Raw genomic sequence first — 15,325 nt, forward strand, 5'->3', positions numbered from 1 at the left:
ACCTCTGCACTTAAGTCAAAACTTCTTATCAGTTTTGCGCCTCCAAATAGAGAAGAGGTTTACTATGCGTTGTTTTTTTGTTTTTTTAGCTTTATTATTTACCACAATACAAATAAATGCCCAAAACGCCGGAGGTGGGAAGGGGAAAATAAGCGGCAGAGTTACCGATGCCGTTAGCAAACTGCCTGTAGATTATGCCACTATTTCCATTTTTAAACAGGGCAGCACCAGCCCCTTCAACGGCATGAGCACCGATCCGAAAGGGAACTTTAGCCTGGAAAACATTTCCCCTGGCGACTACAGGTTAACTATTGATTTTTTAGGGTACAAGCGCCACACAATTGATCACGTAATAGTTACAGATGGAAATATTATGGCCCTGGGCAATATTTTGTTAGAGCCTGTTCAAAACCAGTTAAAGGGGGTAAATATTGTGGCCAAAGCCCCTTTGATTGAAAACCGTATTGATAAGATGGTATACAACGCAGCCAACGATCTTACCGCTCAAAGTGGTGCCGCAGTTGATGTATTAAAAAAAGTGCCCCAGGTTACCGTTGATATCGATGGCAATGTAGAACTGCAGGGTAACGCCAACATCCGTTTCCTGATAAACGGCAAGCCAAGCAGTATTTTTGGTGCCAGCCTGGCCGACGCGCTTCAATCGATACCCGGCAGCCAGATAAAGAGTATCGAAGTGATCACAAGTCCCGGTGCCAAATACGATGCTGCAGGTACAGGCGGCATCATCAACATTATATTGAAGGACAGCAACGTTGAAGGTATAAACGGCAGTGTTAACCTTACAGCAGGCACCCGCCAGGAAAACGGGTCGTTTAATTTGAACGCTAAAAAAGGCAACTTTGGCGTAAATGCGTCTTTTAGCGGTAATACTATGCTAAGGTCGACGGTATTAAGCAGTAATAACCGCACCTCTACCGATATGGAAGGAAACGTAACGCGCCTGCTGCAAAATGGTGGCAGTAACTCCAGCCGCGGCGGTTACAGGTCTGGGCTTAACTTAAACTGGAGCATTACGCCAAAAGATGAACTTACGGCATCTTTCGGGTTTAACCATTTTGGCAACCGAAATAACGGCTTGACCGACCAGCAGGAAACAAGGACCGATATGACCGGTAACCTATTTTCGGATATTTTAAGCCAGCGTAATTCTGACAGTAAATTCAACGCGTACTCAACAGATTACAGCCTTAATTATAAGAAAACCTTTGATAAAGAAGGGCAGGAACTGGAAGTATTGGTTAACACCAGCAATAGTAGAAATACCTCAAATTATAATCAGCAGCAGGATTATTTAAACACCGATGATATTACCACCGGTATAAAGGGCTATAACCCCGGCAATAACCGCGAAACCAATATATCCGTTGATTACACCCACCCTGTAACCAAAACCTTTATCCTTGAAGGTGGTGCAAAAGCGGTTATTGAAAACCTGAAGAATGTAACCAATACCGATACCTTGCTGGCCGATGGCACTTTTATTAACAATGCCGACCAAACTTACGCTTTTAACTATAAACGCAATATTTACGCGGTTTACTTTTCGGCGTCGACATCGTTATTTAAGAACTTTTTAGACTTTAAGGCCGGTTTACGTAATGAGTACACCAACACAACGGCCGACTTTCCGGGCGTTGTGATACCAGGCTATAACACGCTGGCCCCTTCGTTTGTATTATCACACAAAATAAGCCCTGCCCAAACCATTAAGCTAAGCTATGTTTACCGCATAGAACGGCCCGACTATCGGGATGTAAACCCCTTTTATAACATCAGCGACCCGCACAACATCAGCACGGGTAACCCTAACTTAAAGCCCGAAATAAGCAATACGTTTGAACTGGGTTACAACCGATCGTTTGATGGCGGCGCAAATATTTACGTTGGGAGCTTTTACCGCCATAACAATAACGACATACAGCAATACACAACATCGTTTGACACGCTGGATATAAACGGGAAGGAATATACTAACGTATTGCTAAACCAACGCGCCAATATTGGTACGCAAACATCAATAGGGGGTAATATATTCGCGTCGGTGCCGGTTACAAGCAGGCTTAATTTACGCACGAACATATTTTTGGTAAACCGTACAAACGTTAATAAGGACCCTAACCTGCAAACAAATGTAAACCGGATAAGCGCCCTGTCGTACCGTGTAAACCTAAATGCCAGCTACCAGTTCCCGGGTAATGTTATGGCCGAGGCGTTTGGTAATTACAATTCATCATCGCGCGGACTGCAAAGCACGCGTCCCAAATTCTTTTGGTATAACCTGGCTGTACGTAAACAATTCTGGGATAAAAAAGCAAGTGTAGGCCTGGTGGCAAGCAACCCTTTCAGTAAATATATCGATCAATATTCAACTACCACCGGCCCCGGCTACAATCAATCAAGCTTAAGGCAGCTGCCCTTCCGTTCGTTTGGTATAACACTTAGCTATAAGTTTGGTAAGCTGGAGTTCTCTAAAGACAAAGAGAAGGAGGGACGCGAAGATGCCAACCCTAACATGCCGGCCGAGCCCATGGGTAAGTAATTGTAAAACAATATACAGGTACAATAGTATTATAAGTAGTGTAATGTACTATTGTTATGAATACTGCTGCTAAACACTACAAATTTATAAACAGCAGAACAGGTAATGTAATCTTCTATTCGTCGTTAAGCGTTGACCTGAGCCCCGAAGAGATAAAGGCTGAACTGGATAAGATCAGGGCGCAGGTGGCCATAAAAAACGGTATTTACCGTGAAACTATTTATTGGGAAGAGATAAAAGACGAATAGTCCGGGCGCTGTTACCTGTTATGCTTACTTGCGGGTATCCCCATATTACCCGTTGCTACAGATATGTAAGTTGCGCAATAATGGTGTTATCGCTACCAGCAACTCCATGTAAATTTAATTGTGGTATTGTTTTGATTATCAGTATATTTATTTGCCATTTATAAACGCAGATCAACCACCCGTTTCTATCGCAAATAAATCTTACACAAAATGAAAAAGTTTTTTTTATTGTTGTTTGCTGCAAGCTGCTATTGTGCAGCGCTGCACGGCCAAGTAGTGCCCCAAAAAAGCGGGAATGACTTAAAGGATGTAATAACCAGGCTGCAAGCATTGTCTACAGACAACGTAATTGAGAAGGCTTACCTTCATTTTGATAAACCCTATTATAACGCCGGCGACACCATTTATTTTAAAGCGTATGTAACAGCAGGAGAGCGGCACGAGCTATCAAAAGTAAGCGGTGTATTGCATGTTGATCTTATAAACAAAGCTGATACAGTAATGCAAACCCTTATTTTGCAGCTAAAGAACGGCCTGGCCTGGGGCGATTTTGCGTTGCCCGGTTACCTCCCGAAGGGCAGCTACCGGATAAGGGCTTACACCCGCTGGATGCAAAATGCAGGTGATACCTATTTTTTTTATAAAACAATAACCGTTAACGGAAAAAGCATGGGCCAGGCGCCCATTGCCAGGACTATAAGCAATAAACCGGATGTGCAGTTTTTCCCCGAAGGCGGTACGTTGGTTACGGCGGTTCCATCCCGCATTGCTTTTAAGGCGGTTGACGGTAATGGCATGGGCGTTACCGTTAAGGGCAGTGTAGTTGATAATAACAATGCCGAAGTTGCCCAATTCACCTCGGCGCATTTGGGCATGGGGCAAATATTTTTGACACCCGAAGAAGGCAAACTTTACAAGGCAAAGATAACCTATCCCGATGGATCGGTTACAACGGTTGATCTGCCGAAGCCCGAAACGAACGGGATATCGCTCAGCGTTAATAACAGCGACCCGGCTAAACTATCAATTGATATGAATGCCAATAAGCCTTATTACCTGGCCAATAAAAATAAGGAGATAGCCGTAGTGATATACTCGGCGGGAGTTGTTAAAACCGTAAAAACAGTACTTGACAACCAGGTAATCGGTTTCGATCTGCCAAAAAAAGATCTTAGGTCCGGAATAATGCAAATTACCCTGTTCTCAGATAACGGAGTGCCCCTGGGCGAACGCCTGGTATTTATCCAAACTAACGACGGGGTTAATTTTACCATAAACAGCGATAAAACATCATATGCAAGTGGCAACAAGGCGCACATCATTGTTAACGCCCGCACAGCAGAAGACAAAGCGTCGGTGGGGAGTTTTTCGGTATCCGTTATTAATGAAAATAAGGTGCCTGCAAATGGGGATATCGAAAGTGATATACTGGCCGATATGTTGCTTACGTCAGATCTTCGGGGATATGTGGAGCAGCCGGGCTATTATTTTAACAATGTAACTAACGATACACGAAACAACCTGGATATATTGATGCTTACCCAGGGCTACCGGCGTTTTCAATGGAAACAGTTTTTAACCGGAACACCCACGCCAATAGCCTACCAGCCCGAAGTGGGGATGGATATAAAAGGTACTTTGCTAACTAAAGCAGGCGCACCTGTACCTAACGAAAAGATAACACTGATGCTTCCCGTAACCGGGCAAACCATGTCTGCCACTACCGATGCAGCCGGAAAATTTGCCTTTATTGATTTGGGTTATACCGATAAAACGAGGTTTTTATTGAATATCGATAATAAATCGCTTAAAAATAAAGCAAGGCTTATGCTGGACAAAACCAATATAAGTGTGCCGCTAAACACGGGCACTTTGCCGGAAGTTAACACAGATGAAAGGCTACCACAATACACGGCCATGACGGGTGGGCAAGCTCCGCCGGATAAAACACAGGAATTGAACGCGGTAAACGTAAACGCCAAACAAAACTATCGTTCATCCAGCCTTGCGGGTGCCGGCAATGCCGATCAGGTGATATTTAATAAACAAATTAAAAGCTTTGCCAGCTTATCCCAGGCCTTAACGGGTGTTGCCCGCAATGTTGATTTTAATAATGGGAAGGCTTACTTGCGTAGCTCGGTAAGTATTGCAGGGGGTAAAATTGTTTCAGAACCGATGATGATCGTTATTGACGGCGCCATCACTTCGGGTACAATTGATAACATACAGCCTGCTGACGTAGAATCTGTTGAAATATTAAAAGGGGCCAATGCGGCGGTTTATGGTATGAATTCGGGATCAGGCGTAATGGTGATCAATACAAGGCGGGGCGGCGAAGTTGCCGAAACAAGCCAGGAGATGGCGCCGGGCATAGTATCAATTACACCCCAAGGCTTTTATATGGCGCGCGAATTTTACGCCCCGGTTTACGATGATACCAAAAAAGACGCCGCCGAAGGCGCCACTGTTTACTGGAAGCCCAATTTAGTAACCAATGCCGATGGTAACACAGCCTTTGATTATTTTAATCAGGGCCCGGGCCGGTACCGTATTGTTATTGAGGGGATTGATAACACAGGTAATATTGGCAGGGTGGTTTACAAATACACCGTTCAGTAAGTTTATTTGCTTATCAGATAGGCTTTGCTTAGTACTTTACCGCGGCTATCCTTGTTTATAAACGCGGGTAAAATATTCTCATGCGGATAATCGGTAAAGGTTGCTATCACCTTAAACCTTACGCGATTTTGAGTGAGGTAATCAACCGAGGTCTGGCTTGCAAAAAATATCGCGTTTGGGGGCATAGGTGTTTTTCCGAAATCTTCAAGCAACAAAAGGTCAACCGGTTTATTACTGTAAAACTGGAAAACGTTATTAGAGGGCCGTAACGAATATACATGCAGGTTGCTAAAGGCCGGCTGGTTAATATACGCGGCTGCCTTCACCTGTCCGTTATATGAAGCAATGGCAGGAAAAAAAACGGTATTCATATAAAAATTAGCAAATAGTACCGCACAGCACGTAAGCATAAAAACCCTGACAGTATCCACCTTTATGTTAAGGATGATAAGCATGGCTGTCGCCCCAAATACTAAACAAGCGATTATAAAAAGTACGTTATTGGCCGGTTTAAGGTAAAGGTGGATAATAATAATTATTACAGGCAGCGCTATGGCGAAAATAAGCAATCCTGCCTTCCGGTAAATATTGCCCGCGCGGCTTAGCTGCTTAAAACAATACGGTGCGGTTATAATGGCGAACAGCGGAAATAAAATGTTGGTATAAAACGGCAGCTGAAAACCCGAAAATGAAAATAGTAAAAGCAAAAGCAAGCCCCCGCTTAAGGTGTAATATTCGGGCAGGCTAACCTTTTTCCAAACGTTCTGAACGGTTTTATATACAGCAAAGTAGAACAGCAGGCACCACGGCATAAAAGCCCACAAGAGGGTATGCACAAAAAAGAATATATTGCCGGAGGATTTTTGTTTAATAGGGCCATTGTTTACAAAGCGCCCAAACTGGCTGTCCCACAAAAACCATCGTATACCGCTTACATGATGCCTGCCAAATACCAGTTTTTCAGGATGCAGATCAAATTGAATATACAGGGCATAAAACTCGGGCAGCGTAAAAACAAAGGTTAGCAGGTAAAGCAATAACCACTTGCCATAAAATAGCTGTAAAAATTTCCGTTGAAAAATGTATTGACCCAACAAAGCACCATAAATAGCCGCAATAACAAATATGCCCTTCGTCATGATAGCGCATGCTGTAAGCAGCGCGGCCAGCAGCAGGTGCTTAAATGCTGATTTATTGTTGTACCGTGCTATATGGTAAATGCTGCCGATTATCAACGCCATTAAATAAGGCTCCGCCCTTACATCAAGGTTAGATAGCAGTACGTGCTGTGCGCTCATTAATATCAGCACAGCGGTTAACGCGATCTCTTTATTGTAAAACCGGCGGGTAAATAAGTAAGTGTAAAGCAGGCTCAGCAAAAAAAACAATAAAGCAGGCAGGCGATAAGCCCATGCGCTAACTCCAAAAAGCTTAAAGCTTATTAACACCGCCCAAAAGGGGAAGTGTGGTTTATCAAGCCAATCGTGGTTGTATGTAAACAATTGCAGTATATCATGCTTATAAAGCATGTTTTTTGATATAGCTGCATAAAGCCCCTGATCGTCGGTAAAAAAAGGTGTATTGATGCCGGCAAAGCTTACCGCCAGTGCAAGTACGAACAATAACAGGTAAAGGGGCTTGTATTTGTCGGCCATGGTTAAACACAAATATAGGTTTAATGGCACCAAAAATTGTATGCGGAGCAATCGCATAAAAAAAACCCCGCCCAAAAATGGGCAGAGGCCAAAAACTCACAACAATTGTTTAACCTTTCGGTCAATTCCTAACTGCAAAGTGAGTATGGGTATATAACACTACCGGTAAACGAAAGTTTGCTATAATTCTGCCATTAAATAATATTTTAAAAATTTTGGTGTTATAACGGTTACCTTTATCCATGTAAACCAAAAACAAACTATCATGAACAGAACAACTCAATTAAAGGCAGCTGCAGTATTTGCGATGGCCATGCTGTTTTCAGCCTTCACTTTCGCGCAAACCAAGCCTATTGCCAGCCCCCGCGACAGCGTAAGCGCTAAAATTGGCGCCGCTACAATAAGCATTAATTATGGCAGCCCATCAGTAAAGGGCCGCAAAATATATGGCGAGCTGGTGCCCTATAATAAAGTATGGCGCGCAGGTGCAAATGCAGCTACTGTGTTCAGCACCAGTAAAGACATTGTGGTAGCGGGCAAAAAATTGTCGGCAGGTACTTATAGTTTATACGCTATACCTACCCCAACTACCTGGACGATTATTTTTAATAAGGTAGCTAAACAATGGGGCACGCAGTACGATGAGGCACAGGATGCTTTACGTGTAACCGTTAAACCGGTAAAGTCGGCCATGAACGAGCACCTTGTTTATAAAATTAACGCCAAAGGCTTCTCGTTAAACTGGGATACCATCTCGGTACCGGTATCTGTAAAATAAGCAAGTCAAAGTTCTATAAAGCCCCGGTATAATTACCGGGGCTTTTTGCTGCTATCACTTTTGATTTAAACATTATATTTATCCCACGTCTATGCATAAACAACCGGGTAAAAGGGTCTTGATAAAAAAAGGGATAATTATATTATCACTTGCGTTTGCCATATACCTGCTGATGTTGTTTGCCGGTCATCCACTCGCTATAGAAAAATATTATTCCGAAGGATTGTACCCGGTACTGTGCCGCATACTGCACCCCATTTTTAACTTGTTCGCCTTTAGCGTTGGCGATCTGTTGTATGCGGGCATAATAGTTTACCTGGTTTATGCTTTGGTCAGACTTCTAGCCTTTTGCTTTAAAAAACGCTTTTTGCAGGCGGGTATTTTTGCCGCTGGTATGGTAATAGGTGTGCAGGTGGCTATGCTGACCTTTTATCTTTTTTGGGGGATGAACTATTTTCGACCTTCGGCGGCCGAGCGGTTAAACCTGCGCGACAGCACCTTTACCAAAGCCGAACTGCAAAAAATAACTACGATACTTATTGATAGCGCTAACGCCAGCAGGGCAAGGGTTACCCCGGCAGATCTGAAACAAAGTAACGACAGCATATACAATACAGCAGTAAAGGCGGTACTAAAACTGTCGGGAACCTCAAATAATTACAAAACCTATAGCCCTGGCATAAAACCTTCGCTGCTTACGCCATTGCTTAATTATATCAGCACATCGGGCTATTACAACCCCTTTACCGGGGAGGCGCAGATAAATTACCAGATGCCGGTATTTAACCGCCCTTTTGTAGCCTGCCACGAGATGTCGCACCAGATGGGGTATGGCCCCGAGGACGAGGCAAACTTCGCGGGTTTTATAGCGGCGACAGGGTCGGGCGACAGGCTGTTGCGCTACTCGGCTTACAACCTGGCGGTTAACGAGTTTATGCGCACCGTTCGTTATACCGATACGGTGATGTTTAAACAACTTAAAACACGGATATCGCCGGCTGTGCTGGCCGATTTTAAGGCAGAACGGCTGTATTGGCTCTCCTATCAGAACAAACTGGAAAGCCTGACCAGTATTTTTTACGATAATTTTTTAAAGGCCAATAACCAGCCCGAGGGTTTAGCTACCTACAACCGCATGGTGTTGCTGATTATGGCTATGTACCGGAAGCAGTGAGTGGTGGGGCGGAGAATGTAGTAGAGAGTGGTGAGTGTAAGTGTAATTCGGTTAAGCGGTGTATCTTTTGATATTATCGTGAAATCCCCTTCAATAAAAAGTGCGTTCCGTATCTCACCCCGGAACGCACTACAACATCATTCAAATAATGTTGATCAACTAAACCTCAGATAACATGTTTACTTATCCAAGTTTTTTAAGCTAAACTGTGGCAGCTTGCTAATATTGTATTTAATAAGTTCGTATTGTGTTAGTTACACCGCAAAAAGTGTTCCCCAACTTATTAATGGTATTAAATGTCAAAGATACAAATGAACGGATGTTTCTAAAGTATATTATCATATAAGTATGTTTAAACTCATAAATGTTACAAAAACTTAAAAAAAAGCGGGAAAAGCATTGCTGCTTAATCTTCGATTAGTGATATCAGTGTGGATATCAAATAAAATTAGTTGACCGATCTTAGAAGGATTGCAGATTCTGGTCTGCACTATAAAGTGTACAGTTGGATGGGTAAGCCGTTAATTTTTAGAAGCGCATCACAATAATGCCTGCTACATTTATCGCAAAACGCGAATGATTTATTAATTTAGATAAACAGCATATTATGGTTTTAAAAAAATTGCCCGTTCTGTTTTGGTTTTGCGCTATTGGTATCAACCTTAATGCGCAGGCGCAAAGGGTTTCGGCCAAAGAAATTGCCCGTTATAAGCAGCAGGCAGCCGCAGTGACCATTATACGCGATAATTATGGTGTGCCCCACATTTACGCCAAAACGGATGCTTCGGTTGTATTTGGGTTGATGTACACCCAATGCGAGGATAATTTTAAAGGCATAGAGCGTAATTACCTTTACCAGTTGGGCAGGCAAAGTGAGGCCGATGGAGAAGGCCGTTTGTTTGAAGATGTGCAGCTGCAAATGATTGCCGACAGTGCCGGGGCAATAAAAGATTATAACCAAAGCCCACCTTACTTTAAAAAGCTAATGAACGCTTTTGCCGACGGTATAAATTATTACTTGTATAAGCACCCCGAAGTAAAGCCGCTTGTTTTTACGCACTATAAACCCTGGTATGCGCTGATGTTTACCGATGGCAGTGTCGCGGCGACGGAAACAGGTGGTATAAGTCCGGCCCAAACACAAGCTTTTTATAACAATGAAACCGACAACACAGGTGCATTATACCGCTCACGGCCCGTTATTAATAATGTCCCTGAAAGGGAAACAGGTTCTAACGGATTTGCCATTTCGCCGTCGCGTACAGCGTCGGGCCATGCCATGCTATACATTAACCCGCATGTGCCCTTTTATTTCAGAAGCGAGGTAGGGCTAAACAGCGGGGAGGGGCTGCATGCTTACGGAGCAGTTACCTGGGGGCAGTTTTTTATTTATCAGGGCTTTAACCAGCACTGCGGATGGATGCACACGAGCAGCTATGCCGATGTTGGCGACCTGTATGCCGAAAAAGTGAGCAGACTAAACGGCCAGTGGTTTTACGAATACGACGGAAAACTTAAACCCGTTACAAGCCGCCGGCTTAAACTAAAAGTGAAGCGTGGCGATAGTTGTACAACCCGCTATATAACTGCTTATTATACCCATCATGGTCCTGTAATGGCTGCTATGGATGGCAGGTGGCTGGCTTTAAAACATTATAACCGCTCATATAATGCTTTGCTGGAGTCATGGCTGATCACCAAGGCGGGCAGTTTTGCCGAATATAAAAAAGCCATGGGCTTGTTGGCCAACACCAGCAATAACACCGTTTATGCCGATGATAAAGGCAACACCGCCTTTTGGTACGGCAATTTTCTACCTAAACGCGATACGGCATATAACTGGGCGTTACCTGTTGACGGTACCACATCAGCCACAGAATGGCGGGGCTTGCATAGTATTGATGAAATTGTGCATGTTTATAACCCTGCCACGGGGTTTATTCAAAATTGTAACTCAACTCCGTTTACATCATCGGGTAAATCAAGCCCCAACAAAGCAAAGTATCTGGTTTATATGGCACCCGACGGCGAGAACTACCGGGGGCTAAATGCCATAAGCTTGCTAAGTAACGCCAAAAACTTAACGCTGGACGGCCTGATAGCAAAAGGATACGATAAATACCTTGCTGCCTTTGATGATTTGCTGCCATCGCTGTTCAGCGCCTATAAAAGCGCCCCCGATAGCATCAAAAGAAAGCTTGCCGAACCAGTGGCTTTGTTACAAGCGTGGGATAAGCGCACTGCGGTATCATCGGTAGCTACCACTTTAGCGGTTGAATGGGGTATGTTAATGTTCAGGGCTATCGGCCCGGCCAAGCCCGGCGAAAGCAGTTACCAGGTACAAAGGGTAAGGCAAATGCTGCAAACTTTGCCTGCGGCTAAACAGCTGGAGTTTTTAGAAACGGCACTGCAGAACCTGCAAAAACAATTTGGCACCTGGAAGATGACCTGGGGCGATATCAACCGCTACCAACGCCCTGCCGATGGGGTAACCTTTAGTGACGCACAGCCAAGTTTGCCTGTTGGCTTAACTTCATCGCTTTTTGGGCAGTTGCCATCATACCAAAGCCGTACCATGGGCACTATTAAACGTTACGGCTACTCGGGCAATAGCTTTATTGCCGCCGTTGAATTTGGACCAAGGTTAAAGGCAAAAACCATTATAACCGGCGGGCAATCGTTTAACCCGGCTTCACCGCATTTTGCCGATCAGGCGAAGGGATATATCGATGGCGATTTTAAAACGGTACTTTTTTATAAAGAAGATGTTTTGAAACATGCCGAAAGAACGTACCATCCCTAAGTGACAGATCTGCCTGTTATACCTGTTAACGCGAACCTAAAAATAATTATATTTGCTGTACCGATATATATGAAAAAGTACGGGTTGGTTATATTACTGTTTTGTATTTGCACGGGTACTTACGCGCAAAGCATTTCTTTTTTTGACCTTACCAACCTTACCACCCTTAGCGACGGACAAGCGCATACTTACCTAACCCTGAGTAAAGCATTCAAGCGTCAGTATTTACAGGAAAAAGACGGCAAAACGATAGAACATTTTCGCTCGGTAGCCAAAAACGTTGGAGAAGAAGGCATTACTATTGGAGACAGGGTAAAGTTAAACAACGGCACCCTGCTGCATACAGTAACTTACGATACCCGCGATCCGCAGCATATTGTTAATCTTATAGCCCAGGCACGCAGGGCAAAAATGGTCATGAAGTTTCAGGGGCAGGACGCTGACAATAATATCTATAAGTTTGATAACGAGTTTTACGCCATCACTATGCTAATCAGCACCACCGAAAATAAAGGCCAGGTAGTGGTAACCCAAAAAGAGTTTTTTTAATAACCATTGTAACAAAAATCCCCGGCGTTTAGCCAGGGATAATCAGCAATCAAAAGTTATTTTCCTATTGCGGCAGGATCAAACACGCTTTTATCAATAGGCTGGTTGGCTTTAATATCGCTGTAAACTTCGGTTTGTAGCAGCTTATCATTTATGTAGAACTTGCACAGTGTTTCGCTCCAGGCGCCCCCCACCATTTTGTGCTCTTCAAAAGTCGCCTCCATTTTGCCGTTGGTATCGTATTTAAAATAACGCACAGCCACCAGTTTCTCTTTATCTATCCATAGTTGGTTTACCTTGTCATCATCTTTTGCAGATCCCAAAACATAAACGGGTTTACCTTTCCAGGTGCTTTCATGGGTCTTGCTAAGGTCAAAGTGCAGTTCGTTAAAATGGGTCATTACCTGGTCTATCGGTTTAAAATACATCCCCCCTAAAAAGAAGATCAATTCGTTTTCGTCCTTCGCGGCGCGTACCACCTTATTGTTCCTGAAAAAGTACGACGAATCGCCACGGTATATCACACCGTTCCCGCCCTTATCCGTGCCAAAATCAATCCGTAGCATATCGGGGTAAACAATACGCTCGTGCCAGGTATCGGTTTTTACCAAAGTATCGTTACGGTACCGGCCTGTTGTTTGGGTAAATGTTAACGAGGTATGCCATTTACCATGATAGCGGCCGTACATTTTTTTAATAACATCGGCGCTTGTTAATTGCTTAGGCGATGTAAAACCCCACACCGATAACAGGGTAGCAACCGAAGTAATAAGGGAGAATAAATATTTCATATTAGCGTAATTAAATATTATGCTGTTAATTCTTCATAGGCGGCGGTTAAGCTGCGTTGTATCCCATCACCCTGCCAGTCGGTTACGCCGGGAATAGCGGTAGCGCTTAAAATTTGCTCTTTGGTTTTGCCTGATTTTATACCACCCCCAACATAAGCAACCAGTTTTTCCATGTAATTCTGCATGGCTTTAAGGTCGGCCTGGGTTCCGGTAACCTTTACGGGGTCGTATGCGTGGCCAAATACAAATATGGTGTCCTTATTAAACTGTTTTTGGGCCTGCTCTAAAGCAACTGCCCAATGCCTGCAAGACGCGCCTGCGCTGCGGTCGATATAAGGGTGCATGCGATTAAACACCTGGTCGCCGCAGTGAACGATGTTGGCATTCTCGAAGTGTACAAAGCTATCGCCGTTGGTATGGCCCGCACCAAAATAGTGGGCGGTGATAGTTTCACCGCCTACTTTAGTTCTCCAATTATCCGTATAGGTAATCTCGGGGTATAACTGCTTATCCTCTGATTTTTGTTTTACTGCTGCCGCCTTTTGGTTAATTAATGAATTGGCATGCGCGGCTACGTTTTTGGCGATGCCTTTAAAAGAGATGTTGCCACTGGTATGGTCGCCGTGGTGGTGGGTGTTTATCAGCCACTGAAAAGGCTTATCACTTTTCTTTTTCAGTTCGGCTATCAGGTGGTTGGCCGGTTCGGGAAACTCTGCATCCACACAAACGATGCCTTCCTTATTCACCATCCAGATAATGGTACCCCCCTGCTCGGTAAAAATACCCACGTTGTTGCGTAATGGTGTAAGTTTATACTCGGGCCGGGTAAGCATTGCCGCCAAACTTTTGTTGCTTAAAAAGGCCAGCGATCCCGCGGCTATAGCTGTATTTGTTAAGAATTTTCTGCGTTCCATATTAGAGATTAAAGGTCAGATAATCAGAAATTAGTTAAAGTTATGTTTTATTTTAAAGTTGAGAACCGCTTTAAATTTTCTTTTTAGGGTTTAGATTTTTCCAGTTAATACTGATGAAAAGCCTGCGATACAAACTCCAGCACAACAGGTAGCGATGCGCGCCAGTAGGTCCAGTTATGGGCTCCATCACGTACACGGTACTCATGCGGGATCTCTTTTTTTCGCATCAGGTTATGCACTAAACCATTGCCCTCGTATAAAAAATCGTCGTCGCCAACATCCATAAACCAGCGAATGGCTTTCTTTTGGTCGTCGGGTATAGCGTTTATCAAAGGCAATACGCTGTAACGGTTATAATAGTTGCTTATGGCGCTATCGGCCATGCCCGGGTTATTTTTGCTGATACCCGCCTTAGCATCTTCCAGGCTAAGAAAACCGGTAGCCGCGCTTAACGGGCAGGCCGACGAAAACATTTCGGGGTGGTGCAGCGCATACACAAAACTACCGCCGCCACCCATGCTAAGGCCGGCAATAGCGCGGAAACGCTTTTCGCCTTTTATACGGTATTTTTTTTCGACGAATGGTACCAGCTCGCTAAAAAAGAAGTCCTCATAATTCCAATCACCTTTAATATCGTTGTTGTAACCACGCCTGCCGGTATTGGCATCGGGCATAATAATGATCATCGGTGTGGCAACGCCGTCGCGGATGGCCTTATCGGTAATGTTCAATACCTCGCCAAATTGCACCCAGCCGGTTTGGTCATCGCCGGCGCCGTGCAACAGGTATAGCACCGGGTAATTACGCCCGCTGGTTTCGTAATCGGGAGGCAGGTAAACTGCATATTTGCGTTCGCTTTTCAGGATCTTGCTGGTCAGCGTTAAATTATCGTACACCTTACCGGTTTGGGCAAACAGCACTGCCGGGCAAAGCATTAGCAATAAAAGGGCAATTTTTTTCATGAAGGTTTTAAATTTGGTTTAGCAACAAGGGGTATTGCAGGTTTGCTAAATTTAGGAAATTAAATTAATGTCTGAACCGGGAGTACACGGATTTTTTGATTGCCAGATTTTTAAGGACTTGTATTAGCCGCCCAGGAAAGCCGGGATCAACTGAGCTTTATAAAGTGTTCACGTTCGGCGCACGTGAACACCGTGAACACTCATGAACGCCTGCAAATCAGACCATTGACAATTTTGGTGACACAATGGCGTCACCACACTTACCAGGTGGA

Annotated in this window: 11 protein-coding genes; 7 read left to right on the forward strand and 4 right to left on the reverse strand. The window is 44.1% G+C overall.

Annotated elements, in window-relative coordinates; all coding sequences use genetic code 11:
* Positions 1-64: 64 nt before the first annotated feature.
* The 3 genes from HDC91_RS18855 to HDC91_RS18865 all read left to right on the forward strand — a co-directional run bounded on the left by HDC91_RS18855 (position 65) and on the right by HDC91_RS18865 (position 5,427).
* Positions 65-2,560, forward strand: a complete 2,496-nt coding sequence (locus HDC91_RS18855) for an outer membrane beta-barrel family protein (protein ID WP_183554858.1) — start codon at positions 65-67, stop codon at positions 2,558-2,560.
* 56 nt (positions 2,561-2,616) lie between these two features.
* Positions 2,617-2,808, forward strand: a complete 192-nt coding sequence (locus tag HDC91_RS18860) for a hypothetical protein (RefSeq protein WP_183554860.1) — start codon at positions 2,617-2,619, stop codon at positions 2,806-2,808.
* Positions 2,809-3,018: 210 nt separating this feature from the next.
* Positions 3,019-5,427 (forward strand): TonB-dependent receptor plug domain-containing protein, encoded by a 2,409-nt coding sequence (locus HDC91_RS18865; RefSeq protein ID WP_183554862.1) that lies wholly within the window; start codon positions 3,019-3,021, stop codon positions 5,425-5,427.
* Positions 5,428-5,429: 2 nt separating this feature from the next.
* On the opposite strand, the gene HDC91_RS18870 is transcribed toward HDC91_RS18865, so the two are convergent.
* Positions 5,430-7,082, reverse strand: a complete 1,653-nt coding sequence (locus HDC91_RS18870; protein WP_183554865.1) for a glycosyltransferase family 39 protein — start codon at positions 7,080-7,082, stop codon at positions 5,430-5,432.
* A 265-nt stretch (positions 7,083-7,347) separates the two neighbouring features.
* Between HDC91_RS18870 and HDC91_RS18875 the strand changes: the two genes are divergently transcribed.
* From HDC91_RS18875 to HDC91_RS18890, 4 genes are all read left to right on the forward strand, one after another.
* Complete coding sequence (locus HDC91_RS18875) at positions 7,348-7,860, forward strand: DUF2911 domain-containing protein (RefSeq protein ID WP_183554867.1); 513 nt, start codon at positions 7,348-7,350, stop codon at positions 7,858-7,860.
* Between the two features lie 91 nt (positions 7,861-7,951).
* A complete protein-coding gene (locus tag HDC91_RS18880) occupies positions 7,952-9,034 on the forward strand; it encodes a DUF3810 domain-containing protein (protein ID WP_183554869.1) in 1,083 nt (360 codons plus the stop codon).
* A gap of 607 nt (positions 9,035-9,641) precedes the next feature.
* Positions 9,642-11,837 (forward strand): penicillin acylase family protein, encoded by a 2,196-nt coding sequence (locus tag HDC91_RS18885; RefSeq protein ID WP_183554871.1) that lies wholly within the window; start codon positions 9,642-9,644, stop codon positions 11,835-11,837.
* A gap of 69 nt (positions 11,838-11,906) precedes the next feature.
* Positions 11,907-12,386 (forward strand): hypothetical protein, encoded by a 480-nt coding sequence (locus tag HDC91_RS18890; RefSeq protein WP_183554873.1) that lies wholly within the window; start codon positions 11,907-11,909, stop codon positions 12,384-12,386.
* A 56-nt stretch (positions 12,387-12,442) separates the two neighbouring features.
* On the opposite strand, the gene HDC91_RS18895 is transcribed toward HDC91_RS18890, so the two are convergent.
* The 3 genes from HDC91_RS18895 to HDC91_RS18905 all read right to left on the reverse strand — a co-directional run bounded on the left by HDC91_RS18895 (position 12,443) and on the right by HDC91_RS18905 (position 15,053).
* Positions 12,443-13,177 (reverse strand): hypothetical protein, encoded by a 735-nt coding sequence (locus tag HDC91_RS18895; RefSeq protein ID WP_183554875.1) that lies wholly within the window; start codon positions 13,175-13,177, stop codon positions 12,443-12,445.
* Positions 13,178-13,194: 17 nt separating this feature from the next.
* Positions 13,195-14,091 carry an MBL fold metallo-hydrolase gene (locus HDC91_RS18900; RefSeq protein WP_183554877.1) on the reverse strand — a complete coding sequence of 299 codons (897 nt, stop codon included), beginning with the start codon at positions 14,089-14,091 and terminating at the stop codon, positions 13,195-13,197.
* Between the two features lie 104 nt (positions 14,092-14,195).
* Positions 14,196-15,053: an esterase family protein gene (locus HDC91_RS18905; RefSeq protein ID WP_183554879.1), complete on the reverse strand. Its 858-nt coding sequence runs from the start codon at positions 15,051-15,053 to the stop codon at positions 14,196-14,198.
* Positions 15,054-15,325: the final 272 nt, after the last annotated feature.

Source organism: Mucilaginibacter sp. AK015 (genome assembly GCF_014200785.1).
Lineage (GTDB): Bacteria > Bacteroidota > Bacteroidia > Sphingobacteriales > Sphingobacteriaceae > Mucilaginibacter.